At 59.8% G+C, this 22749-nt stretch carries 23 protein-coding genes and 1 pseudogene; 12 read left to right on the forward strand and 12 right to left on the reverse strand.

The features are described from left to right. Positions 1-34: 34 nt before the first annotated feature. Positions 35-568 carry a chalcone isomerase family protein gene (locus AACY44_RS00620; RefSeq protein ID WP_339414863.1) on the reverse strand — a complete coding sequence of 178 codons (534 nt, stop codon included), beginning with the start codon at positions 566-568 and terminating at the stop codon, positions 35-37. Between the two features lie 260 nt (positions 569-828). Between AACY44_RS00620 and sthA the strand changes: the two genes are divergently transcribed. Further along, positions 829-2223, forward strand: coding sequence for a Si-specific NAD(P)(+) transhydrogenase (sthA, locus tag AACY44_RS00625; RefSeq protein WP_339529618.1), 1395 nt, complete (start codon positions 829-831; stop codon positions 2221-2223). 42 nt (positions 2224-2265) lie between these two features. Here sthA and AACY44_RS00630 read toward each other — a convergent pair whose 3' ends face one another. Together AACY44_RS00630 and AACY44_RS00635 are read right to left on the reverse strand one after the other, a co-directional pair. Beyond that, positions 2266-2988, reverse strand: a complete 723-nt coding sequence (locus tag AACY44_RS00630; RefSeq protein WP_339414862.1) for a glycerophosphodiester phosphodiesterase — start codon at positions 2986-2988, stop codon at positions 2266-2268. A gap of 44 nt (positions 2989-3032) precedes the next feature. After that, positions 3033-3611, reverse strand: coding sequence for a PilZ domain-containing protein (locus tag AACY44_RS00635; protein WP_065889487.1), 579 nt, complete (start codon positions 3609-3611; stop codon positions 3033-3035). A 94-nt stretch (positions 3612-3705) separates the two neighbouring features. Between AACY44_RS00635 and AACY44_RS00640 the strand changes: the two genes are divergently transcribed. The 3 genes from AACY44_RS00640 (at position 3706) to AACY44_RS00650 (ending at position 6954) form a co-directional block, all read left to right on the forward strand. Further along, entirely contained in the window at positions 3706-4956 is a 1251-nt protein-coding gene (locus tag AACY44_RS00640) for a lipoprotein-releasing ABC transporter permease subunit (RefSeq protein ID WP_339414861.1), read from the forward strand. Positions 4957-4963: 7 nt separating this feature from the next. Then, positions 4964-5647 carry a lipoprotein-releasing ABC transporter ATP-binding protein LolD gene (lolD, locus tag AACY44_RS00645; RefSeq protein ID WP_164487915.1) on the forward strand — a complete coding sequence of 228 codons (684 nt, stop codon included), beginning with the start codon at positions 4964-4966 and terminating at the stop codon, positions 5645-5647. A gap of 62 nt (positions 5648-5709) precedes the next feature. Next, on the forward strand, positions 5710-6954 hold the full coding sequence (locus AACY44_RS00650) for a lipoprotein-releasing ABC transporter permease subunit (RefSeq protein WP_339414860.1): 1245 nt from the start codon (positions 5710-5712) through the stop codon (positions 6952-6954). Between the two features lie 115 nt (positions 6955-7069). Here the strand turns inward: AACY44_RS00650 and AACY44_RS00655 are convergent, their stop codons facing one another. Together AACY44_RS00655 and AACY44_RS00660 are read right to left on the reverse strand one after the other, a co-directional pair. Next, positions 7070-8416, reverse strand: coding sequence for a heavy metal sensor histidine kinase (locus tag AACY44_RS00655; protein WP_339529620.1), 1347 nt, complete (start codon positions 8414-8416; stop codon positions 7070-7072). Beyond that, positions 8413-9093 (reverse strand): heavy metal response regulator transcription factor, encoded by a 681-nt coding sequence (locus AACY44_RS00660; protein ID WP_339471137.1) that lies wholly within the window; start codon positions 9091-9093, stop codon positions 8413-8415. Before AACY44_RS00660 ends, AACY44_RS00655 begins: the two co-directional genes overlap by 4 nt. A gap of 155 nt (positions 9094-9248) precedes the next feature. Here AACY44_RS00660 and copI point away from each other — a divergent pair, with 155 nt between their 5' ends. Next, the gene (gene copI / locus AACY44_RS00665) at positions 9249-9761 is read left to right on the forward strand and encodes a copper-resistant cuproprotein CopI (RefSeq protein ID WP_339414857.1); all 513 of its coding nucleotides are present in this window, start codon (positions 9249-9251) and stop codon (positions 9759-9761) included. 135 nt (positions 9762-9896) lie between these two features. Then, a complete protein-coding gene (gene queF, locus AACY44_RS00670) occupies positions 9897-10727 on the forward strand; it encodes an NADPH-dependent 7-cyano-7-deazaguanine reductase QueF (protein WP_339414856.1) in 831 nt (276 codons plus the stop codon). 136 nt (positions 10728-10863) lie between these two features. Here queF and AACY44_RS00675 read toward each other — a convergent pair whose 3' ends face one another. Both AACY44_RS00675 and AACY44_RS00680 read right to left on the reverse strand, forming a co-directional pair. Then, positions 10864-11130 (reverse strand): DUF4404 family protein, encoded by a 267-nt coding sequence (locus tag AACY44_RS00675; protein ID WP_339414855.1) that lies wholly within the window; start codon positions 11128-11130, stop codon positions 10864-10866. A gap of 110 nt (positions 11131-11240) precedes the next feature. Beyond that, the gene (locus AACY44_RS00680; protein WP_339414854.1) at positions 11241-11849 is read right to left on the reverse strand and encodes an HAD family phosphatase; all 609 of its coding nucleotides are present in this window, start codon (positions 11847-11849) and stop codon (positions 11241-11243) included. A 196-nt stretch (positions 11850-12045) separates the two neighbouring features. Here AACY44_RS00680 and AACY44_RS00685 point away from each other — a divergent pair, with 196 nt between their 5' ends. Then, positions 12046-12735: an MlaA family lipoprotein gene (locus tag AACY44_RS00685; RefSeq protein WP_049709410.1), complete on the forward strand. Its 690-nt coding sequence runs from the start codon at positions 12046-12048 to the stop codon at positions 12733-12735. 61 nt (positions 12736-12796) lie between these two features. On the opposite strand, the gene AACY44_RS00690 is transcribed toward AACY44_RS00685, so the two are convergent. Then, complete coding sequence (locus AACY44_RS00690; RefSeq protein WP_339414853.1) at positions 12797-13093, reverse strand: PilZ domain-containing protein; 297 nt, start codon at positions 13091-13093, stop codon at positions 12797-12799. A gap of 276 nt (positions 13094-13369) precedes the next feature. Between AACY44_RS00690 and rssB the strand changes: the two genes are divergently transcribed. Continuing rightward, a complete protein-coding gene (rssB, locus tag AACY44_RS00695; protein WP_339414852.1) occupies positions 13370-14551 on the forward strand; it encodes a two-component system response regulator RssB in 1182 nt (393 codons plus the stop codon). Beyond that, positions 14551-15033 (forward strand): anti-sigma factor antagonist RssC, encoded by a 483-nt coding sequence (gene rssC / locus AACY44_RS00700; protein WP_029293846.1) that lies wholly within the window; start codon positions 14551-14553, stop codon positions 15031-15033. The genes rssB and rssC overlap by 1 nt, the downstream gene beginning before the upstream one ends. A 103-nt stretch (positions 15034-15136) precedes the next feature. Here rssC and tal read toward each other — a convergent pair whose 3' ends face one another. The 3 genes from tal to AACY44_RS00715 form a co-directional block, all read right to left on the reverse strand. Further along, positions 15137-16063, reverse strand: coding sequence for a transaldolase (gene tal, locus AACY44_RS00705; protein ID WP_339414851.1), 927 nt, complete (start codon positions 16061-16063; stop codon positions 15137-15139). Positions 16064-16394: 331 nt separating this feature from the next. Continuing rightward, the gene (gene dusA, locus AACY44_RS00710; protein WP_339529623.1) at positions 16395-17381 is read right to left on the reverse strand and encodes a tRNA dihydrouridine(20/20a) synthase DusA; all 987 of its coding nucleotides are present in this window, start codon (positions 17379-17381) and stop codon (positions 16395-16397) included. Positions 17382-17891: 510 nt separating this feature from the next. After that, a complete protein-coding gene (locus AACY44_RS00715; RefSeq protein WP_339529624.1) occupies positions 17892-19079 on the reverse strand; it encodes an MFS transporter in 1188 nt (395 codons plus the stop codon). 424 nt (positions 19080-19503) lie between these two features. On the opposite strand from AACY44_RS00715, the gene mqo reads away from it, so the two are divergent. After that, positions 19504-21150 (forward strand): malate dehydrogenase (quinone), encoded by a 1647-nt coding sequence (gene mqo / locus AACY44_RS00720; RefSeq protein ID WP_339414848.1) that lies wholly within the window; start codon positions 19504-19506, stop codon positions 21148-21150. Between the two features lie 64 nt (positions 21151-21214). On the opposite strand, the gene AACY44_RS00725 is transcribed toward mqo, so the two are convergent. Next, positions 21215-21886 (reverse strand): NADPH-dependent F420 reductase, encoded by a 672-nt coding sequence (locus tag AACY44_RS00725; RefSeq protein ID WP_339428393.1) that lies wholly within the window; start codon positions 21884-21886, stop codon positions 21215-21217. Between the two features lie 31 nt (positions 21887-21917). Here AACY44_RS00725 and AACY44_RS00730 point away from each other — a divergent pair. Next, a pseudogene (locus AACY44_RS00730) lies at positions 21918-22217 on the forward strand (LysR substrate-binding domain-containing protein); the annotation flags it as partial. A gap of 168 nt (positions 22218-22385) precedes the next feature. Beyond that, positions 22386-22715 carry a hypothetical protein gene (locus tag AACY44_RS00735; RefSeq protein WP_339414846.1) on the forward strand — a complete coding sequence of 110 codons (330 nt, stop codon included), beginning with the start codon at positions 22386-22388 and terminating at the stop codon, positions 22713-22715. Positions 22716-22749: the final 34 nt, after the last annotated feature.

The following is a 22749-nucleotide window of genomic DNA, read 5'->3' on the forward strand; positions in this document are numbered from 1 at the left end:
CTCGCGAAGGCGGCAGTTCAGTCGGCGCAAATCCTCAATTCAGCAATTTGTTGCGCAACTCCTCGGACAACCCCTTGGGCGCCAACCAGATCCCCAGGTAGGCCCTCGCCAGCGCGTCATCGCGACTGCTGAACAGCACTTGCCCATTGATCTCCAGGTTCAAGCCACGCCCTGGTCGATAATCCAGGGCATATCGATCACCGGCTTGAATGTCACGAAAGCGGGCATGCAGTTTTTCCAGCTCAGGCTTCAAGCTCGCGCTTGCTTGTTGGCGTTCCAGGGTCGTATTGGCCGCCTTGATCACGTCATTGCGGTCGATGTCGCGAAAGTAATACAGCGTCAGGCGCAGCGCCTTTTTCTGCTCCCAGGCCTGTTTGGCGCTCAATTCCGAAGGGGTATACAGCGCGGCCGCGTACACGTCGGCCCAGAGGTAGGTGAGCACAGCCTGGTTTTTCAGGGGCAGTTCCTGTGACTGTGCCGGGAAGTTGGCCTGCTTTAGCCGTTCCGCCTCATTGGCGTGTGCTGTGATCGACAGCATCAGTAATAAACAGAAAACTATATGCCGCATAATGGCCCGTCCCGAAAAGATGCGTGACTACAGGGTAATTCATTTTCCGGCAGCGGCAGGGTTCAGGGATAATCTGCGCTGTGTAGTAAAGGCAATACTGGCCTACGACGCGACCAAGGGTTAATGTGCGCGGCGTTACGCCTTATATAGACTGTGCCCCGGTTCACACACTTGAGCCAAATTGTCCTTCATGACCGCTGGCCGCGGCATGATTTAGCCCGGCGTCCAACCGTACGCCTGGCCTGTTCTGAGGAGTACGCATGGCTGTCTACAACTACGACGTGGTGGTACTGGGTTCCGGCCCAGCTGGAGAAGGTGCGGCGATGAACGCCGCGAAGGCCGGGCGCAAGGTGGCGATGGTCGATAGCCGTCGCCAAGTCGGCGGTAACTGCACCCACCTGGGCACCATCCCGTCCAAGGCCTTGCGTCACTCGGTGCGCCAGATCATGCAGTTCAACACCAACCCGATGTTCCGGGCCATTGGTGAGCCGCGCTGGTTCTCGTTCCCGGACGTGCTGAAAAGCGCCGAGAAAGTCATCTCCAAGCAGGTTGCTTCGCGTACGGGCTACTACGCCCGTAACCGTGTCGACCTGTTCTTCGGCACTGGCAGCTTCGCCGACGAGCAAACCGTCGAAGTGGTCTGCCCCAACGGCGTGGTCGAGAAGCTAGTGGCCAAGCACATCATCATCGCCACCGGTTCACGCCCGTATCGTCCGGCGGATATCGATTTCCACCACCCGCGTATCTACGATAGCGACACCATCCTGAGCCTGGGCCACACCCCGCGCAAACTGATCATCTACGGTGCCGGCGTGATCGGCTGTGAATACGCCTCGATCTTCAGCGGCCTGGGTGTGCTGGTGGAGCTGGTCGACAACCGTGACCAGTTGCTGAGCTTCCTCGACTCGGAAATTTCCCAGGCGTTGAGCTACCACTTCAGCAACAACAACATTACCGTGCGCCATAACGAAGAGTATGAGCGGGTCGAAGGCCTGGATAACGGTGTGATCCTGCACCTCAAGTCCGGCAAGAAGATCAAGGCCGACGCCTTGCTGTGGTGCAACGGCCGTACCGGCAACACTGACAAGCTCGGCATGGAAAACATCGGGGTCAAGGTCAACAGTCGTGGTCAGATCGAGGTCGACGAAAACTACCGTACCTGCGTGACCAACATCTACGGCGCCGGTGACGTGATCGGCTGGCCGAGCCTGGCCAGTGCCGCCCATGACCAAGGCCGTTCGGCGGCGGGCAGCATCGTCGACAATGGCAGCTGGCGCTACGTGAACGACGTGCCGACCGGGATCTACACGATTCCCGAGATCAGCTCGATCGGCAAGAACGAGCACGAACTGACCAAGGCCAAGGTGCCCTACGAAGTGGGCAAGGCGTTCTTCAAGAGCATGGCGCGTGCGCAGATCGCCGGTGAGCCGCAAGGCATGCTGAAGATCCTGTTCCACCGTGAAACCCTGGAGGTGCTCGGCGTGCACTGCTTCGGCTACCAGGCTTCGGAGATCGTGCACATCGGCCAGGCGATCATGAACCAGCCGTGTGAACTCAATACCCTCAAGTATTTCGTCAACACCACGTTCAACTACCCGACCATGGCTGAAGCCTATCGGGTAGCTGCCTACGACGGCCTCAACCGGCTTTTTTGAGCGGCTCCGGCCGGTGGCCTGAGCCGGCCGGGGAGACCGATTTCAGTAATTCCCGAGGGTGGCAGTGGCCAAACCGGGAAAGTCTGTAATCAGGCTATCTACGCCGAAGTCGGCGAGCCTGCGCATCAGCGCAGGTTCGTTGACTGTCCACACGGATACGTGCAAACCCTGGCGCTGGGCTTTTTCCAGACGTTCAGGGGTGCACAGCGTCCAGTTCAACGCCAGATACTCACAGCCGTAGTTTTGCGCGACCTTCAGCGGGTCGAGCCAGGCGTACTCGGCCACCAGGCCGCGTGACAGGTCGGGGGTGAGGTCAACCGCTGCTTTTAATACTTCCCTTGAGCTTGAGGTGACGGTGACTTTGTCCATCAGGCCAAAGCGCACGGCCATCTCGCGGATCGCCAGCACCGTGGTGGCGGCGCGGGTGCGTGAGGCGCTTTTGACTTCCAGTTGCCAGTGATCGAAGTCGCACTTTTCGAACAGCTCCTCCAGGCGCGGGATCGGGCACGGCTGGATCCAGCCCGGGCCGCCTTTGCGCGCATCCATCTTCACCAGGTCCGCCGCCGAATACTCGACGACCTTGCCACGCCGGTCGGCGGTGCGTTTGAGGGTCGGGTCGTGCATGACCATCAGCTCCCCGTCCATGGACAGGTGCAAGTCCAGTTCGCAACGGCGTACGCCGTGCTTGAGGCACTCCTGAAAGCTGGTCAGGGTGTTTTCCGGTGCTTCGCCTTTGGCACCGCGATGGCCGTAGATCAGGGTCACAGTTGCTCCTTCGCGCCAGGATGACTGGCGTAGTGAATACACATTCAGATGTCGTCGCTTTGTTCCCGCGCCAGGCGACGTTCCTGGGCCTGTTTCTGCAGGATGTAGCGCGCGAGCAGTTGGCGTTGGGCATCGGTCATGGATTCGAATTCCGTGCCGACGTCAAAGCCATCGCCTTTGGGATCGCAATGGGTGACGCGCGCGCGCAGCAGCAGGCCGAGCGCCTGGGGCATCAGCACCAGTTTGACCGCGAGGTGTGCGCCAGTCGCCAGGGGAGTAGGGTGTTGGAAGTCGATACCGCCTTCGGAAATGATCACCGGTTGCGGTGCGCCGACCTCATCCAGCAGGCCGCGCGCCATGATCTGGCTGAGCAGGTCCACGCGTTTGTTCTGCACGCGGAGGAAGGCGGCGAGGGTGCGATCCTTCTCGCTGAGCTGACGCAACAGGTGCTGGGCTTCGAATTCACTCAGGTGCAACTCGCTGAGCAGGTTGAACAGCGGCGAATCATCCAGCAACACTTCCTTGCTCGCCGCTTCGGGGGCAGACAGGCTTTTGATTTGGAGTGCGATCATGTCGTCGATACGGTAGTATTCGCGGCGCTCTTCTTCATCTAATGTCGACATGGCGAACCCCAGGTAACGGTAATGGTCTGAGTGTAAAGCTGCTTACCAGACCCCGCCACCGGGACGTCTTCTTTTCCTCCGAACAAGCCCCGACATGTTCAGACCTCTCTTCGTATTTATCGGCACGCGTTATACCCGTGCAAAGCGTCGCAATCATTTTGTGTCGTTCATTTCCCTGACCTCGATGATCGGGCTCGCCTTGGGCGTGGTCGTGATGATCGTGGTGCTCTCGGTGATGAACGGCTTCGATCATGAGATGCGCACCCGCGTGCTGGGCATGGTGCCCCACGCGACTATTGAGGGCGATGCGCCCATCAGTGACTGGCAAAGCCTCGCCGACAAGGTCAAGCAGAACCCCAAGGTACTGGCCGTTGCGCCGTTTACCCAGATGCAGGGGTTGCTGACCAACGACGGCAAGGTGCAGAAGATCCTGCTCAATGCCATCGACCCGGCCCAGGAACGTAAAGTCTCGATCATCGACAAGTTCATGTTGCAGGGCAAACTCGATGACTTGGCGCCGGGCAGCTTCGGCATCGTGATCGGCGACAAGGCTGCGGCCAAGCTCGGCGTGGGCCTCGGCGACAAGCTGACCTTCGTCGCGCCGGAAGTCACTGTGACCCCGGCCGGTATGTTTCCGCGCATGAAGCGCTTTACCGTGGTGGGCACCTTCCACGTGGGTGCCGGCGAGATCGACGGCTACCTCGGCCTGACCAACCTCACCGACCTGGCCCGCCTGCATCGCTGGCAGCCGGACCAGGTGCAGGGCTTGCGCCTGAAGTTCAACGACCTGTTCGACGCGCCGCGCGGTGCCTGGGAAATCGCCCAGCATTTGGGTGAGAGCCAATACTACGCCCGCGACTGGACCCGTACCCACGGCAACCTGTACCAGGCCATCCGCATGGAAAAAGCCATGATCGGCCTGCTGTTGCTGCTGATCGTCGCCGTGGCGGCTTTCAATATCATCTCCACGCTGGTGATGGTGGTGAATGACAAGAAGGGCGATATCGCCATCCTGCGCACGCTTGGCGCCACGCCGGGGCAGATCATGGCGATCTTTATGGTGCAAGGCACGGTGATTGGCGTGGTCGGCACCTTGATCGGCACCGCCGTCGGGATCCTGGCTGCGTTGAATGTCAGCGCCGCCATTGCCGCACTGGAAAACGTGCTCGGCCATAAGTTTCTCAACGCTGACGTCTACTTCATCGACTACTTGCCGTCCCAGGTGCAAACCCAGGACGTGTTGATGGTGGGCGGCGCTGCGTTGGTCCTGAGTTTCCTTGCCACCCTGTATCCAGCCTGGCGCGCGGCACGTACCCAGCCAGCACAGGCCTTACGTTATGAGTGAATCGGGCATGAGTGAAAAAGCAATCCTGAGCTGCCGCAACCTGGGCAAATCCTACGAGGAAGGCCCGGAGTCAGTGGTGGTGCTGTCCAACCTGCAACTTGAGCTGCACCCCGGCGAGCGCGTGGCGATCGTTGGCAGTTCCGGTTCCGGCAAAAGTACCTTGCTGAACCTGCTGGGCGGGCTTGATACGCCGTCCCAGGGCAGCGTATGGCTGGCCGGTGAAGAACTGTCGGCCCTGGGCGAAAAGGCCCGTGGCCAATTGCGCAACCGTTCTTTGGGCTTTGTGTACCAGTTCCACCACCTGTTGCCGGAATTCACGGCGCTGGAAAACGTGTGCATGCCGCTGTTGATCGGCAAGACCGCGATCCCGCAAGCCCGCCAGCGCGCCAAGGCCTTGCTGGAACGCGTCGGCCTCGGCCATCGCCTGGAACACAAGCCGGCCGAACTGTCCGGCGGCGAGCGTCAGCGTGTGGCGATTGCCCGCGCCCTGGTGAACAACCCGGGCCTGGTGATGCTCGACGAGCCCACCGGCAACCTCGACTCCCACACTGCCCAGGGCATCAAGGACTTGATGCTGGAACTGAGCACCCAGATGCGCACCGCGTTCCTGGTGGTGACCCATGACATGAGCATGGCCCGGCAGATGGACCGCGTGTTGCACCTGCAGGAAGGTCATCTGGTCGCCATCTGACCCGTTTCAAGCCCGGTGCTTTAAGCGCCGGGCTTTTTCATTTTTTCAGGCGGTGCACGCGAATGTTCAGACCGTTATCGATTTTCATCGGCACGCGCTATACCCGCGCCAAGCGCCGCAACCGTTTTGTATCGTTTATCTCGATGACCTCGATGATCGGCCTCGCCTTGGGCGTATTGGCGATGATCGTGGTGCTGTCGGTGATGAACGGCTTCCAGCGCGAAATGAGCTCGCGCATCCTCGGCATGGTGCCCCACGCCACCATCGTCGGCGTGAACCCGATTGACGATTGGCAGCCCGTGGCCGCCGCCGCGATGAAGAATCCGGAAGTGACTGCCGCAGTACCTTTCACGCAGATGGACGGCATGTTTTCCTACAAGGGCGCGATGCAGCCGATCGAGATCAGCGGCGTCGACCCAGCGCAGGAAGGCAAGGTGTCGATCGTGGCCCAGCACATCGTGCGCGGCAAACTGGATGACCTGAAACCCGGCGAGTTCGGCGTGGTGGTCGGCGAAATCACTGCCCGGCGTTTTCGCCTGAATGTGGGCGACAAGCTGACCCTGATCGTGCCGGAAATCAGCACCGCACCGGGGGGGATCACCCCGCGCATGCAGCGCTTGAACGTGGTCGGGATCTTCAAGGTTGGCGCCGAGCTGGATGGTTCGATGGCCTTGATCCACATGGCCGACGCGGCCGAGATACAGCATTGGCAGCCGAACCAGGTGCAAAGCGTGCGCCTGGCGGTGAAAGACCTGTATGCGGCGCCCAAGGTCTCGGCGGATATCGCCGCCAGCCTGGGCGCGGCCTATAAGCCTGATGATTGGACGCACACTCAAGGCAGCCTGTTCAGCGCAATGAAAATGGAAAAGACCATGATCGGCCTGCTGTTGCTGATGATCGTCGCTGTGGCGGCGTTCAACATCATTGCTACCTTGATCATGGTAGTGAACGACAAAGGCGCAGACATTGCGATCCTGCGCACCATCGGCGCCACGCCACGGCAGATCATGGCGATCTTCATGGTGCAGGGCACGGTGATCGGTATCGTCGGTACCCTGATTGGCGGTGTACTGGGCGTGATAGCGGCGCTGAACGTGAGTGAGCTGGTGGCTTGGGTGGAGCGAGTCACCGGGCAGCACATCTTCAGTTCGGATGTGTACTTTGTCAGCAACCTGCCTTCGGAGCTGCAAGGCGGGGATGTGGTGCTGATCTGCGCGGCGGGGTTTGTGTTGAGCTTTTTGGCGACGCTGTATCCGGCGTATCGGGCGGCGAAGATAGAGCCGGCGCATGCCCTCAGGTATTCGTAGGATGTAAGACCGCTTTCGCGAGCAAGCCCGCTCCCACATTTTGACCGCATTTCACAGGATGTACTCGGTCGAATGTGGGAGCGGGCTTGCTCGCGAAAGGGCCGGCACAGCTGCATCAATCTACTGTTGGCAACTCAATCACAAACCGCGTCAACCCCACTTCAGACTCACAAAAAATCCTCCCCCCATGCGCCCGCACAATCGACTGGGCAATCGCCAACCCCAGCCCCGCGTGCTCGCTGCTGCCCTCGTGCCGCGCTGGATCAGCCCGATAGAAGCGGTCAAACAACTTCGGTAACAGCTCGGGTGGAATGCCTTCCCCTGTGTTCTCAAGCGTCAACCTCACGCCATCCGTCATCTGCACCCTTACTTCGCCGCCCGCTGGCGTAAACCGCAGCGCGTTATCCAGCAAGTTCGACAGGGCCCGGCGCAACATGCTGCGATCACCCCGCGTATGGGCAGTACCTTCGCGAATCAGGCTGACTTGGGCGTCTTCCGCCAGCAACGCGAAAAACTCCAGCAAAGCATCCACTTCATCTGCCAGCGCCAAAGGCTCGCGCTTGGGCATGAGCAAGCCATGATCCGCTTTGGCCAGGTACAACATGTCGTTTACCAGCTGCGCCATCCATTGCAGCTCTTCCAGGTTGCTGTGCAGCGCCTCGCGGTAATCCTCCAGCGGGCGTGGCTGGGTCAGGATCACTTGAGTATGGGTCAGCAGGTTCGACAGCGGCGTGCGCAGTTCATGGGCGATATCGGCGGAGAACGCTGAGAGGCGCTGGAACGCGTCGTCCAGGCGACCCAGCATGGCGTTGAAGGCCTGGGCCAGCTCGGCCAGTTCCACCGGCATGTGTTTCTGGGGCAGGCGTTGGGTCAGGGAGTGCGCGGACACACTGGCAGCCACTTCACCCATGCGTCGCAACGGCCGTAACCCACTGCGCGCGGCCCAGGCGCCGAGCAGGGCGGTGGTCAGGGCCGACAGGCCGACGGTGAGCCAGATCAGGTGCTGCATGCGCTGCAGGAAATGTTGGTGGTGGGTGATGTCGAGCATCAGCGTCAGTTGGGGTGAGTCGGGTTGGTTTGCCCTCAGCGGCGCGTTGTACACCCGATAGTCGGTGCCGGCATTTTGCAGGCTGTGCAGGCCGGGTGCGTCTGGCAAGTTCACGCTTGGCGCATCGTCCAGCCAGCGCTGGCCGGCGGCGGTGATGCGCAGCCTGAGCTCGGGTTGGCGATTGAGTTCGGCGCGCAGTTGCGCTTCACGTCTGGCGAATGCGTCTGGCGAATCGACACCCTGCAAGGTGCTGCGCAGCGCCACCAGTTGGCTGTCGAGCTGTTGCTGGTCCAACTCAATGAAGTGCGCCTCGCTGGCGTGGTTGAACAGCACGCCGGCGATCAACGACACCACTGCGGTGCAGGCGGCAAACAGCAGCGCCAGGCGGCTGGCCAGGGACAGGCGCTTGATCAATTGACGCGCTCCTCCAGCACGTAACCCATGCCGCGTACGGTGTGGATCAGTTTGGTAGGGAAGTTATCGTCGACTTTCAGGCGCAAGCGGCGGATCGCGACTTCGATGATGTTGGTGTCGCTGTCGAAGTTCATGTCCCAGACCTGGGAGGCGATCAGCGATTTGGGCAGCACTTCGCCCTGGCGGCGCAGCAGCAATTCCAGCAGGGAGAATTCCTTGGCGGTCAGGTCGATACGCTGGCCGTCCCGTTCGACGCGGCGGCGGATCAGGTCAAGGCGCAGGTCGGCCAGGTGCAGTGCGGTTTCCTGAGGCGAGCTGCTGCCACGGCGCAACAGGCTGCGTACGCGGGCCAGCAGTTCGGAAAAGGCGAAGGGTTTGACCAGGTAATCGTCTGCGCCCAGTTCAAGACCGTGCACACGGTCTTCCACCGCGTCGCGGGCGGTGAGGAACAGTACCGGGATGTCCAGGCCTGCACTGCGCACGGCTTGGAGGATTTGCCAGCCATCACGGCCGGGCAGCATCACGTCGAGGATCAGCAAGTCGTAGTCCCCGGTCAGTGCCAGGTGCTGGCCGCTGGTACCGTCGGCCACCAATTCGGTTGTAAAGCCCGCCTCGGCCAGTCCCTGGCGCAGATAATGGCCGGTTTTGGGTTGGTCTTCGACGATCAGCAGTTTCATGGGCGGCTCTTGGCAACGGTTCACGACGGCTTTATACCTTGGGTGCCAGGGCAGGGGGCCAAGCTGACAAAGTTGTAATCTAGCAGTCAGCTGGCTGGCAGCGACGTCATCTTAGAGTGCTGCCCAAGCTCGTTACACATTTTTGGAGAATAGACATGGCGTTACGTACACCCCTGTTGTTGGCGGGTTGCCTGCTGGCGTTGAGTTTCGATGCGGTGGCTGATGCGGCGCACGCCTATGCCTTCGGCCAGCCAGCCCCTGCGAGCAAAGCCACGCGCACCGTGGAAGTGACGCTGCAGGACATTTCCTTTTCGCCAAAGTCCCTGGACGTAAAAGCTGGTGAGACGGTGCGCTTTGTACTGGTCAACAAGGGCCGGTTGCTCCACGAATTCAACCTGGGTGATGCGGCCATGCATGCCGAGCACCAGAAGGAAATGTTACAGATGCAGGCCAGTGGCATGCTCACCGCCACCGGTATGGGCGAAATGGACCACAGCGCCATGGGCCATGGCGCGATGAAGCACGATGACCCCAATAGCGTATTGGTCGAGCCTGGTAAAACTGCCGAGTTGACCTGGACTTTTACTAAGGCCACGGGCCTGGAGTTTGCCTGCAACCTTCCGGGGCATTACCAGGCGGGCATGGTCGGCAAGCTTAACGTCAACTAATTCGCAGATGGCGTCTTGAAGCGAGTCCGGTGAGGCGCTTGCCTGAGCTTCTACGGGGTGGGGCGGCGCTGTGTTTTTTAAGGGTAGGCGCAAAGGCTGGTAGACTGGCGCGGTTTATTTAGCCAGGTTTCCGCCATGCATCCCGCAGCCGAACATTCGCCGCTGGGCAAGTCCAGTGAATACATCTCCACCTACACCCCTTCCTTGCTGTTCCCGATCCCGCGTGCCGCCAAATGGGCCGAGCTGGGCCTGAGTGCCGAGACCTTGCCTTATAAGGGCGTGGATTTCTGGAACTGCTTCGAACTGTCCTGGCTGCTACCGTCGGGCAAGCCGGTGGTGGCCATCGGTGAATTCAGTATCCCGGCCGACTCGCCGAACATCATCGAGTCCAAGTCGTTCAAGCTGTACCTCAACTCGTTTAACCAGACCGCGTTTGCCGATACGGCCAGCCTTGAGGCGACTCTGCGTACCGACCTCAGCGCCGCTGCCGGCAAACCGGTGAGCGTGCGCATCCGCAGCCTGGCCGAGATTGAGGCCGAAGGCGTGATGGCGTTGCCCGGCGTGTGCATTGATGAGCTGGATATCAACGTCAGCAGCTACGAGCATCCGCGCCCGGAATTACTGCGTTGCGATGAATCGCGCATCGTAGAGGAGAGCGTGCACAGCCACCTGCTCAAATCCAACTGCCCGGTGACCAGCCAGCCGGACTGGGGCAGTGTGGTGGTGGAGTACCGTGGCTCGGCGCTGGATCACGCCAGTCTGCTGGAATACCTCGTGAGCTTTCGCCAGCACTCGGACTTTCACGAGCAATGTGTAGAGCGCATTTTTCTCGACCTGCAGCGTTTACTCAAGCCTGAGAAGTTGACGGTGTATGCGCGGTACGTGCGGCGTGGCGGGTTGGATATCAACCCGTATCGCAGCACCGAAGAAGTGGCGTTCCAGAACGTGCGCCTGGCCCGTCAGTAGCCTTCATATAAAGCCAATGTGGGAGCTGGCTTGCCTGCGATGGCGGTGTATCAGTCGACTGAAGAATGACTGAAAGATCGCTATCGCAGGCAAGCCAGCTCCCACATTGGGTTCTGCGTTTGGCTTGGGGCAGGAATCAGATCCCGATGTTGCCCAAAGTGACCATGATATTGCGCAAAGTCCCGGAAATGACCGGGTGTTCGGCGTCGAACTCGATAGCAGCTTGATTCACATCGTCAGAAATACTGGGTGTCTGGGTGGCCGGTTCCAGTTCGAGTTGTAATTCAAACTTGGCAATCAAGGCCTCCAGCGCTTCACGTTTCTCTTCCGACAGCGGCGGTTCCTGTTCCAACTGCCCGCGCAGGATCTCGACCTGTTCTTCCAGTTTTTTGCGATCAGGCATGACATGTTTCCTTTTATCGATAGGCACTGGCATAGACCGCGGCACGCCGAGAAAGGTCTACGGGCTGACCTGTAGATTAATCCACCGGCGGCGACTGTGCATGATCCGTGTCAGGGCTTTTCGCCTTTGAGCTGGCGCAGGCTGATGTCGGCCAGGCAGGTGCCGAGTTCGCCCAGGTGATCAATGACCGAGTGCACGCCCAACCCGTACAGGGCGACGGTGGCCTTGCCGCGCTTGTGTTCGCGTTCCTGTTCGGTCAGCGCTTGCCATTGTTCGGGTGCCATGCCGCACAGCGAGCCGCAGGAGGCCAGGCCGATGGTCCACAACCCGGCATTGAGCCCGGATTGCAATAGGCGCGGTTCGCCGCTGACCAACACGCAGCCTCCCAGGCGTTCGATGTTCAGCGCCATCAAGGCTTGCCAGCAGGCATGCGGCGCCGGCCAGCGGATCGAGGAAGGTGGCGTCGCCTTGACCCAGTCTGGCAGCGTGACGGCCAGGGGCGTAGTGACAGAGGGAGGGAGTTCATCCAGCCAGGCGCAGGGGACGCCTTGTTCCTTGAGGCTGCGCAGGATTTTCAGCGCGCCAGGTGTGGCTTGGGAATCGGGGGCGGTCGAATCGGTGCGCGCCCGGGAACCGAAGTCCACCAGGCAGCCACTCAAACCAAACAAAACGGCAGTCAAGGCGGGAGCACTGGCGATAGCTATTTCGGCGTGAGGCATGTCGACATCCCTGAAATAGCTCTGACGCTATCGAGGCTAGATGACAAGTCGATGACAAGATTGTTAATTGTAGGAATTTTGTCCATTTTGCGTGCGACAGCTTCCCGGAAGCTGCCTAATTGGACACTTCCGTCATATACTGAACGCCTTATTCAGGGCATAGCGCCCATGACAGACCATTCAAGGAGCAAAAGCTATGCGCTGGAGCCACTACTTCGCTCAGCTGTCGGTGTGTGCCACTGTCTTGCTGGCCCCGTTCGCCGCACACGCAGCGTCGGAAGATGATCCATGGGAAAGCGTCAACCGCCCCATCTTCACCTTCAACGACACCGTTGATACCTATGCCCTCAAGCCATTGGCCCAAGGCTATGAGTGGATTACCCCGCAATTTGTCGAAGACGGTATCCACAACTTCTTCCGCAACATCGGCGACGTCGGCAACCTGGCCAACAACGTGCTGCAGCTCAAGCCTCACAATGCCGGTGTCGACACTGCCCGTTTGCTGGTCAACACCACCTTCGGCGTGCTCGGCTTTATTGACGTGGGCACCAAAATGGGGCTGCAGCGCAGCGATGAAGACTTCGGCCAGACCCTCGGCTACTGGGGTGTTGGCAGCGGTCCATACGTGATGATCCCGCTGCTGGGCCCAAGCACACTGCGCGATGCGCCGTCCAAGTACGTGGACAGCTACACGCAGCCGTACCGCTACATGGATGATGTTTCCCTGCGCAACAGTGTCATGGGGTTGGGCATTGTTGACGCCCGCGCCAGTTTGCTCGACAGCGAAAAACTGATCACAGGTGACAAGTACACCTTCATCCGCAACGCCTACCTGCAGAACCGTGAGTTCAAGGTCAAGGATGGCAAGGTTGTGGACGACTTCTAAGCTGTGACGTTTTGAAATGAAAAAAGGCGACCCCAGCGGTCGCCTTTTTTGTGCGCGTCTTTCAGCGCATCTTCAGGATTTTGAGGCCAAGGTGCTGGTCTTCCCCTTTGGCTTTGGCCCACACCACCTCGGTGTCCGCCTCCAGTCCTTTCAGTGCGGCGTGCTCCGAATCGATGCGCACCGTCAGCAGGTCGCCGACGTTGAACTCGCGAGTCGCCTTTACCTGCATACCAGAGCTGGAAAGGTCCACGCAAACCCCGGCAATCTCCTGCCCCGCATGGATCAGAGACACATCGGCATCCACACGCATGCGGATGAAATCGCGTTTTTCAGCGTAGTCGCGCTCATGCTCGCTCATAGGTTTCATCCTTACTTTGTGTTGTGGTCGTGCCTGTTCTTATAACTCCCGGTGATTTGCGGTGTAAAGACGTCCGGCGACCATCGGCATGAGCTTGAAACCCCTGTCGGATGGGAGTACCGTCTGCGCCTTAGAAGGGCACCTCTGCTTTACCTTTGTGCATGGGCAAAATCCCAATGCTTTGTAGGACAGAGAGGCTAGAAAGCGAATCCAGTACGTGAGCCCGGCCATTGCCGAGCCGCCTACGCCAACCTAATTCTGGCGCCGTTTGCCCACATGCAAAAAACCAGTGCCACGCTGCTGATAATCGATGACGACGAAGTAGTGCGCGCGAGCCTCGCGGCCTATTTGGAAGACAGTGGCTTCAGCGTCCTGCAGGCCAGTAATGGCCAACAGGGTCTCCAGGTATTCGAGCGCGACCAGCCCGACCTCGTGATCTGCGATCTGCGCATGCCCCAGATGGGCGGCCTCGAGCTGATTCGGCAGGTGACTGAGCTCGCCCCGCAGACGCCGGTGATTGTCGTGTCCGGCGCCGGCGTGATGAATGATGCGGTCGAAGCCCTGCGCCTGGGTGCTGCCGACTACCTGATCAAGCCCCTGGAAGACCTGGCGGTGCTGGAGCACTCGGTGCGCCGTGCCCTGGATCGTGCACGCCTTCTGGTGGAAAACCAGCGCTACCGTGAAAAGCTCGAAACCGCCAACCGCGAACTCGAAGCCAGCCTTAACCTGCTTCAGGAAGACCAGAACGCCGGTCGCCAAGTGCAGATGAACATGCTGCCAGTCAGCCCCTGGACCATCGACGAATTCCAGTTTGCACACCAGATCATCCCTTCTCTGTACCTGTCGGGTGATTTTGTCGATTACTTCCGCGTTGATGAGCGGCGTGTCGCGTTCTACCTGGCCGACGTCTCCGGCCATGGTGCTTCCTCGGCTTTTGTCACCGTGTTGTTGAAGTTCATGACCACACGGCTGCTGTTCGAATCCAAACGCAATGGCACCTTGCCGGAGTTCACCCCCTCCGCGGTGCTGGGCCACATCAACCGGGGCTTGATCAGCTGCAAGCTGGGCAAGCACGTGACGATGGTCGGCGGCGTTATTGACGAAGAAACCGGTCTTTTGACCTACAGCATCGGCGGTCACCTGCCGATGCCAGTGTTATACACTCCAGACAGTGTGCGTTACCTGGAAGGGCGTGGTCTGCCCGTAGGCTTATTCAATGAAGCCACCTACGAAGACCACATCCTGGAACTGCCGCCGACGTTCAGCCTTACGCTGATGTCCGACGGCATCCTGGACCTCCTTCCAGAGCCTACACTCAAAGAGAAAGAAGCCGCTTTGCCCCAAAAGGTCAAGTCGGCGGGCGGCAGCCTGGATGGCCTGCGGCAGGTTTTTGGATTGGCCACGCTAGGGGAGATGCCGGATGATATCGCCCTATTGGTGTTGAGCAGGAATCTTTGATGAGTACCGGAAGAATCCAATTCGCCGAGCAAGACGGGACCTTCGTCCTGAAATTTGTCGGTGAAGTGCGCCTGACCTTGTGTTCGGCGCTGGATGCGACGATTGAGCGGATCTTCACAGCACTGAATTTCTCGGCGATCGTGATCGATCTGACCGAAACCCGCAGCATCGATAGCACCACCCTTGGGCTGTTGGCCAAGTTGTCCATTCTGTCTCGGCAGAAGGTCGGCCTGTTGCCTACGGTCGTCACCACCCACGAAGACATTACCCGGCTGCTGCAGTCCATGGGCTTCGACCAGGTGTTCAACATCGTTGACCGCCCCATCCCCTGCCCGGAATGCCTGACTGACCTGCCGTCGCAGGACCAGTCCGAGGAAGTGGTGCGTTTGAAGGTGCTGGAGGCACACAAGATCCTGATGGGCCTCAACGAGTCCAATCGCGAAGCCTTTCACGACCTCGTGAATGCCCTTGAACGCCACTGATCCCCAACTGCTGAAACACAGTTGAACCGAGGCCGGCTTGAGCCCGTGGGCACTAAAAAGGGCGGTACCCGCGAGGGTACCGCCCTTCTTGCAGCTGCCCGCCTTACAACTTGGCAGTCAACAGCGCCTCCAGCTTTTCCTGATCTCGCGCAAACTGACGAATCCCTTCCGCCAACTTCTCAGTCGCCATCGCATCCTCGTTGGACTCCCAACGGAACTGCGCTTCAGTCAGATGCACACGGGCTTCACCGGCATGGCCCGGCGACAGCTTACGCGCCAGCGTGCCCTCATCCGCCGCCAGCTTCTCCAGCAGGTCCGGGCTGATGGTCAGGCGATCACACCCAGCCAACTCTTCAATCTGGCTCAGGTTACGGAAGCTCGCACCCATCACCACAGTCTTGTAGCCATTGGCCTTGTAGTAGTTGTAGATACGTGTCACCGACTGCACGCCTGGGTCTTCGGCGCCGGTGTAGTCGTTGCCGTTGGCCTTCTTGTACCAGTCGTAGATACGGCCGACGAACGGCGAAATCAGGAACACACCAGCCTCTGCGCACGCCACGGCCTGGGCGAACGAGAACAGCAGGGTCAGGTTGGTCTGGATGCCTTCTTTTTCCAGCTGTTCGGCGGCGCGGATGCCTTCCCAAGTTGAAGCGATCTTGATCAGCACGCGGTCGCGGCCAACGCCGGCTTTGTCGTACAGGTCGATCAGACGGTGCGCACGCTTGAGTACGGCGTCAGTGTCGAACGACAGACGGGCATCCACCTCGGTGGAAATGCGGCCCGGTACCACTTTGAGGATCTCTTGACCCACCGCCACCGCAAAACGGTCGCTGGCCAAGCCCACGTCGCCGTTGCAGTCCTTGACGCACTCATCCAGCAGCTTGGCATAGCCTGGGATCGAAGCGGCCTTGAGCAGCAGGGAAGGGTTGGTGGTGGCGTCTTGCGGCTTGAGTTTGGCGAGGGTAGAAAAATCGCCGGTATCGGCTACGACGGTGGTGAACTGCTTGAGTTGTTCCAGCTTGGAAGTCATGGGCGTGCTCTGTCCTATGGGTCTGATGACATTACCCGAGCGCCGGCAGGCACTCAAGGGCGCAAATGCGTTCGATCGTTTGCGAGGGCAACAACCTGAAAACAGCCGTTTGAATCGCAGGTCTGGCTGCTAAATAGGAGGCCAAAACGGCCAGCAGGTTCAACCGAAGTAGCGCATGAACACCACGATAAAATGTCGGAGCCGGCTTGCCTGCGATAGCGGCACCACAGCCGCCGATATCTACCAGAGGTAAGCTAATCCAACTGTGGGGGAGGGCTTGCTCGCGAAAGCGTCAGTCCAGTCACCTCCTGCCCCGACTGCTACACCCTCATCACCGTCCTTCCAACAGCTCTGCGGCCTGATCCAACAACGCCAACGGATCACTCGCCTTATGAATATCCACCGACAGCAACTGCCTGAACCTGCGAGCCCCCGGGAAACCCGTGCCCAACCCCAACACATGCCGCGTAATGTGATGCATCGTCCCGCCGGTCGCCAAATGCTCATCGATATAAGGCCGCAACTGCGCCAACGCCTGCGCCCGGCTAATCACCGGCGCTTCACTGCCAAACAACTGCTGATCCACCTCCGCCAGCAGATAAGGATTGTGATAAGCCTCCCGCCCCAGCATCACGCCATCAAACGTCTGTAAATGCTCATGGCACTGCTCCAACGTCTTGATCCCGCCGTTGAGAATAATCTCCAACTCCGGAAAGTCCCGTTTCAACTGCGCCGCTACGTCATAGCGCAACGGCGGAATGTCGCGATTCTCTTTCGGCGACAACCCCTCCAGAATCGCAATCCGCGCATGCACGGTAAAACTGGTGCAGCCCGCCTCTTTCACCTGGCCGACGAAATCACACAGCTCGGCATAACTGTCCCGTCCGTTGATCCCGATGCGGTGCTTCACCGTTACCGGGATCGACACCGCATCGCGCATTGCCTTCACGCAATCGGCTACCAGGGCAGGGTGCGCCATCAGAATTGCGCCGATCATATTGTTCTGCACCCGGTCGCTGGGGCAGCCGACGTTCAGGTTTACTTCGTCATACCCCGCAGCCTCGGCCATGCGCGCGCACGCCGCCAGATCGGCAGGCACGCTGCCACCCAATTGCAGCGCAAGTGGGTGCTCCGCTTCGTTGTGACGCAGGAAGCGCTCGTGATCGCCGTGCAGGATCGCGCCGGTGGTGACCATTTCGGTGTAGAGCAGCGCGTGTTTGGAGAGCAGGCGCAGGAAGTACCGGCAATGGTGGTCCGTCCAATCCATCATGGGGGCAACGGAGAAGCGGCGGGAGAGGGGAGCTGTTTGTAGTGGCATTGGGAATCTGAGTCAACGAGGCGAATGGGGCGCAGTTTATCAGGGATGGGTCTAGGGTGTGGGAGGGGCTTGTGCGCTTCTCACCAACTCGCGTTGCACAGTGCTTCGTGTGGAATGTGTCGGGACCGGAGGGAGGCCAGTACGTTAGATATCGTGGTCTGACCCCGATATCCAATGTTAGATATCGTGGTCTGACCCCGATATCCATTCTGCCGAATAAAAAACCTGCCGAGTACAAAGACGCTTCCGAGTATCAGCCCTAAAAAGGCACCTCGGAATGCGTACTTTTTGGTGTTCTTAGTGGGGGACGTTTTGATTTCATCCAGGGTATTGAATGCCTTTAGCGTGTTACCCGCAGCCAGCGCTGCCGTGGTCGCAGTGGTGCGAGCGATATAAAGAACAGGGTCACTTCCACCTGGCTTGGGAGGAGTGTCTTTCAGGACAACGGAATGGGCTGCCATGACACCCATGGCGGAATAGAAAATATCCTTTTGTAGGATGCTGTACGGCTCAGTGCCCACCCTGCATGCGCCGAGCGACCAGGTAGATTCCCAGTCCGACCAACGCTGTGACCGCGCCGATATACCCGGTGCTCGTCCACCCCAACCCAGCCGTAATCGCCATCCCACCCAACCACGGCCCCAGTGCATTCGCCAGGTTGAACGCCGCATGGTTGGACGCCGCCGCCAGGCTCGGGGCTTCGTGCGCGATGTCCATCAGGCGGATTTGCAGCGGCGCAGCCAGGGCCACCATGGTGCCGATGAGGCCCATGCTCAGCAGGACGCCCCATAGCGAGGACGCCGCGAAGGGGAAGAACAGCAGCACGGCCATCGACCAAACCAATATCAAACCCACCGCCCGAAACTGCATGCGGTCGAACAGCTTGCCGCCGGCGATGTTGCCGATGATGCCGCCCACGCCAAATGCGGCGAGGCCGAAGGGGATCCACTGCGGCGATACTTTGGTCACTTCGAGCATGGTTGGCGCCAGGTAGCTGAATACGCAGAACATCCCGGCAAAACCAATGGCGCCAATGGACAAGGCCATCCACACCTGGGGTTTGGTAAACGCGCGCAATTCTTTGCGCGGGTCGCTGCGTTGTTCGTCGTGGCGGTGGGGGACGAATTGCCAGACCAGCGCGATGGTGCATAGGGCGATCACGCTGACCAGCGCGAACGCGGAGCGCCAGCCCAGGTGTTGGCCGAGAAAGGTGGCGATGGGGTTGCCCAGCAGCATGGCGAGGGTCAGGCCCATCATTACGCGGGCGACTGCGCCGGCGCGTTTGTCGTTGGGCACCATGCTTGAAGCCACCACGGCGGCAATGCCGAAGTAGGCGCCGTGGGGCAGGCCGCTGATAAAGCGGAAGGCGATCAGTGAGCCGAAGGTCGGGGTGAAGGCCGTGGCGAGGTTGCCCAAGGCGTACAGGCCCATCAGCAACAGCAACATGTGTTTGCGCAGCAATTTAGCGCCGAGGATGGCGAGGAGTGGCGCGCCGACCATCACGCCGAGGGCGTAGGCGCTGATGGCGTGACCGACTTGCGGTTCGCTGAGGTTCAGGTTGTGGGCGATGTCCGGCATCAGGCCCATGATGGCGAATTCGCCAGTACCGATAGCGAAAGCGCCCACGGCCATGGCAGCTTCCATTTTGGCGGCGCTGCGCGCGGGTAGCACGTGCCCGTGTGTTTGCTGGATAGTCATGGGTAACTCTGTTTGGATGGAACGCACGAAGGACAGCCGCCGATGCTACGCAAGCAGCGACAAAGGTGTCTAGAACAGCCGTTTGCGTGAGAGTTCCTGCCCTGTGACTCCACGTCGCGCCTGCCACGCTTGACACCGCTGCGTTAAAACCCTCGATTTAGAGCTGTCAATTGGCCAAACGGCGCATAAACGCTGTTTGCCGTGATATTCTGCGCGCCGTCCTGGTCTAGCCTTTCCTGGGTACGTACATCCGTATACGTCCCAGTGATTGGCTGTCGCCCAGGTAGCTGAAGCCAATAATGATAAGAAGTCAGCGCAGAAGGGACTAAAAGTGAGGTCGATACGTCGGCCTTGTGTGCCCACCCTGCGACCTTGAAGACTCAGGGGCGGTAGGGCGGATGGCGTTTTATCATAGGTGCTACTGATGTTTAAAAAAGTAAACACTGCCCTGCTGGGGCTGGCTTTGTCGATGGGGATCACGTCCGTTCACGCGGAAGAGGCAAAGAAAGTCGATGTGCTGCTGATCGGCGGCGGCATCATGAGTGCGACCCTGGGTGTATGGCTCAATGAGCTGGAGCCGGGCTGGTCGATGGAAATGGTCGAGCGCCTTGATGGCGTTGCCGAAGAAAGCTCCAACGGCTGGAACAACGCCGGTACCGGTCACTCGGCCCTGGCTGAGCTGAACTACACCCCGGAAGACAGCAGCGGCGTCGTTCAGATCCCGAAAGCGGTCGAGATCAACGAAGCGTTCCAGATCTCCCGTCAGTTCTGGTCCTGGCAGGTCCAGCAGGGCGTGCTGAAGAACCCGCGTTCGTTCATCAACTCCACACCGCACATGAGCTTTGTGTGGGGCGATGACAACATCAAGTTCCTGAAAAAACGCTACGAAGCCCTGCAAGCGAGCCCGCTGTTCGCCGGTATGCAGTACTCCGAAGACCCGGCGCAGATCGCCAAGTGGGTTCCGTTGATGATGGAAGGGCGTGACCCGAACCAGAAAATCGCGGCCACCTGGAGCCCGCTGGGTACCGACATGAACTTCGGCGAGATCACCCGCCAGTTCGTCGCCCACCTGCAAACCACGCCGAAGTTTGACTTGAAACTGTCGAGCGAAGTGCAGGACATCACCAAGAACGCCGACGGTTCGTGGCGTGTGAGCTACAAAAACCTGAAAGACGGCACCAAGACTGAAACCGACGCCAAGTTCGTGTTCATCGGCGCCGGCGGCGGTGCACTGCACCTGCTGCAAAAGTCGGGCATTCCTGAAGCCAAGGAATACGCGGGCTTTCCGGTGGGCGGCTCGTTCCTGGTGACCGATAACACGGCCATCGCCGAGCAGCACATGGCCAAGGCCTACGGTAAGGCTTCGGTTGGCGCGCCACCGATGTCGGTTCCGCACTTGGACACCCGCGTGCTGGATGGCAAGCGCGTCATCCTGTTTGGCCCATTCGCGACCTTCTCCACCAAGTTCCTCAAAGAAGGCTCGTACCTGGACCTGCTGACCAGCACCACCACCCACAACATCTGGCCCATGACCAAAGTCGGTATTCGTGAATACCCGCTGGTCGAGTACCTCGCTGGTCAACTGATGCTGTCGGATGACGACCGCTTCAAGGCGCTGCAAGAGTACTTCCCGAACGCCAAGCAATCCGACTGGCGCCTGTGGCAGGCCGGCCAGCGCGTGCAGATCATCAAGCGTGACGAAGAGCTGGGCGGCGTCCTGAAACTCGGAACCGAAGTGGTCAGCTCTGCCGACAACACCATCGCGGGCCTGTTGGGCGCATCGCCAGGCGCGTCGACCGCGGCTCCGATCATGCTGACCGTGCTGCAGAAAGTGTTCAAGGACAAGGTTGCGACCCCTGAGTGGCAGGCCAAACTGCACCAGATCGTACCGAGCTACGGCACCAAGCTGAACGACAGCCCAGAAGCGGTTGCCAAGGAATGGGCCTACACCGCCGGTGTCCTGCAACTGCCTACACCGCCTGTGATTCCGCAAGCGGCTGCTCCAAAGGCGACCGAGGCTGCCAAGCCTGCGGCTGAGCCGAGCAAGCCAGCGTCTGACCTGGCGCTGTAAGTAACGGCTAAGAAAAAGCCCGCTGAACCGGTTACGGTCAGCGGGCTTTTTTGTGGTCGGGTGTTTATGGGTGGCGCTGGGTTCGCTCGACCGCAGGCAGTTCAACCGTACGTTCGGCCGCCGCTAACGCTGCCTTTAAACCAGCCTGGTCCAGCGGGATGCAATAAGCAGGCTTGGCTCGCTCAAACCGCCAGCTTTCGTCCAGCCCACCTGCGTCTATGGCATCGAAACCCAGCTCATCGAGCAACGTGATCACGCGTGCCTTGGCCGTCGCGTCATCCGCTGCCACCGGCAGTGCGCGGCGGTCAGGTGCACCGTGAGGGCGGGCATCTTGCGTCAGGTCCGGCGCAAAGATCGCATTGAACACTTTCACTACATGTGAGTGCGGCAAATGGTCAGCAAGCAGCCGGCTGGTGGTGGTTTCAAAACGGTCCAGTTCCGGGATATGCCCGTCGCGGTCGGGATAGTAATTGTTGGCGTCCATCACCGTTTTACCCTCTAACCACTGCGCAGGTACGCTGCGGTAATGTTCCAGGGGAATCGCCACGAGTACCACATCGCCAAATTGTGCGGCATCGTCTGCACTGCCCACTTTTACGCCAAGTATGCCGCTCAGCACACTGCTCATGGTTTGTGGGCCACGGGAATTGCTCAACATCACTTCGTGCCCGGCCGCCAGTGCCAACTGCGCCAGGGCACGCCCGATAAAACCTGCTCCAATCACGCCAATCTTCATGTGCTTGCTCCAGTGAAGGTATGAAGTGGCTAAATGGGTGTTTTACGAAGGCGCGGTGCCGCACAACGTGCAGGTAAGCAGCCGCTTGCAGATCAACGAAAGCAGGGCGTTGATGTCGGCCGCCCTGGATGGTTTCGGCATTGTGCTCGGTCCGGAAGACTTCCTGCGTACGGCGTTAGCGAGGGGCGACTTGGTGCGGGTGCTGCCGGACTTTGACGCGCCCAGCCGGGCCATGCATTTGGTCTACACCGCGAATCGGCAACGTACTGCTAAGTTGCGAGGTTTTGTCGAGGCTGTGCTGGGGCGTTTTGGCCCGACTTCAGGGGGGTAAATGCGCACTGTGCCTTTCGTCTGCGCTGATAAGCGCAACATCCTCAGGTTCAGCAACCTGACAGACACTACCTGTTAAAAAATACCCATGGCCGATCAGGAGAGCGGCTGGAAAAGGGGGCATTTTCAATTTTGCAGGTGTTTGGGCGTCAGCGCCCGAGGGGTATATATGTTGCTACGTTATGCCGCATTGGCGGCCATGGTTGTCGCCGCATCCGGGTGTGTGCAAGAGCGCGTGGTGCATGAGCGCAGGCCGGTTCAACGTGAGTATGTGGAAGTCGTTGCGCCGCAACCGCCGCCGGTGCAGGTGGTCGAGGTCGAACCGCCCGTGCGCTACGGCTATGTATGGTCACGTGGTTACTGGCGCTGGGAAGGTGGGCGCTACGTCGCGGTACATGGTCATTGGGAGCCGGTACGCGAGGGTTACCGCTATGTGCATCCACACTGGGTGCAACGTAATGATGGGTATCACTGGCAGGGCGGTGGTTGGGTTCGCTGAGCCTTGGCTGGATCGGCGTCCTGGTGCCTGGCAG

It is taken from the genome of Pseudomonas sp. RA_15y_Pfl1_P11, assembly GCF_963970975.1.
Lineage (GTDB): Bacteria > Pseudomonadota > Gammaproteobacteria > Pseudomonadales > Pseudomonadaceae > Aquipseudomonas > Aquipseudomonas tritici.

Excerpts from the sequence above, each read along its gene's own strand:
- AACY44_RS00675 (WP_339414855.1), bottom strand. The coding sequence starts at position 11,130 with ATGCCTGATCGCAAAAAACTGGAAGAACAGGTCGAGATCCTGCGCGGG.
- AACY44_RS00680 (WP_339414854.1), bottom strand. The coding sequence starts at position 11,849 with ATGCCTCACGCCGAAATAGCTATCGCCAGTGCTCCCGCCTTGACTGCC.
- AACY44_RS00725 (WP_339428393.1), bottom strand. The coding sequence starts at position 21,886 with ATGAAGATTGGCGTGATTGGAGCAGGTTTTATCGGGCGTGCCCTGGCG.
- sthA (WP_339529618.1), top strand. The coding sequence starts at position 829 with ATGGCTGTCTACAACTACGACGTGGTGGTACTGGGTTCCGGCCCAGCT.
- lolD (WP_164487915.1), top strand. The coding sequence starts at position 4,964 with ATGAGTGAAAAAGCAATCCTGAGCTGCCGCAACCTGGGCAAATCCTAC.
- AACY44_RS00620 (WP_339414863.1), bottom strand. The coding sequence starts at position 568 with ATGCGGCATATAGTTTTCTGTTTATTACTGATGCTGTCGATCACAGCA.
- AACY44_RS00650 (WP_339414860.1), top strand. The coding sequence starts at position 5,710 with ATGTTCAGACCGTTATCGATTTTCATCGGCACGCGCTATACCCGCGCC.
- AACY44_RS00660 (WP_339471137.1), bottom strand. The coding sequence starts at position 9,093 with ATGAAACTGCTGATCGTCGAAGACCAACCCAAAACCGGCCATTATCTG.
- AACY44_RS00715 (WP_339529624.1), bottom strand. The coding sequence starts at position 19,079 with ATGACTATCCAGCAAACACACGGGCACGTGCTACCCGCGCGCAGCGCC.
- rssC (WP_029293846.1), top strand. The coding sequence starts at position 14,551 with ATGAGTACCGGAAGAATCCAATTCGCCGAGCAAGACGGGACCTTCGTC.
- AACY44_RS00690 (WP_339414853.1), bottom strand. The coding sequence starts at position 13,093 with ATGAGCGAGCATGAGCGCGACTACGCTGAAAAACGCGATTTCATCCGC.
- copI (WP_339414857.1), top strand. The coding sequence starts at position 9,249 with ATGGCGTTACGTACACCCCTGTTGTTGGCGGGTTGCCTGCTGGCGTTG.
- AACY44_RS00635 (WP_065889487.1), bottom strand. The coding sequence starts at position 3,611 with ATGTCGACATTAGATGAAGAAGAGCGCCGCGAATACTACCGTATCGAC.
- tal (WP_339414851.1), bottom strand. The coding sequence starts at position 16,063 with ATGACTTCCAAGCTGGAACAACTCAAGCAGTTCACCACCGTCGTAGCC.
- queF (WP_339414856.1), top strand. The coding sequence starts at position 9,897 with ATGCATCCCGCAGCCGAACATTCGCCGCTGGGCAAGTCCAGTGAATAC.
- AACY44_RS00685 (WP_049709410.1), top strand. The coding sequence starts at position 12,046 with ATGCGCTGGAGCCACTACTTCGCTCAGCTGTCGGTGTGTGCCACTGTC.
- AACY44_RS00735 (WP_339414846.1), top strand. The coding sequence starts at position 22,386 with ATGTTGCTACGTTATGCCGCATTGGCGGCCATGGTTGTCGCCGCATCC.
- rssB (WP_339414852.1), top strand. The coding sequence starts at position 13,370 with ATGCAAAAAACCAGTGCCACGCTGCTGATAATCGATGACGACGAAGTA.
- AACY44_RS00640 (WP_339414861.1), top strand. The coding sequence starts at position 3,706 with ATGTTCAGACCTCTCTTCGTATTTATCGGCACGCGTTATACCCGTGCA.
- dusA (WP_339529623.1), bottom strand. The coding sequence starts at position 17,381 with ATGCCACTACAAACAGCTCCCCTCTCCCGCCGCTTCTCCGTTGCCCCC.
- mqo (WP_339414848.1), top strand. The coding sequence starts at position 19,504 with ATGTTTAAAAAAGTAAACACTGCCCTGCTGGGGCTGGCTTTGTCGATG.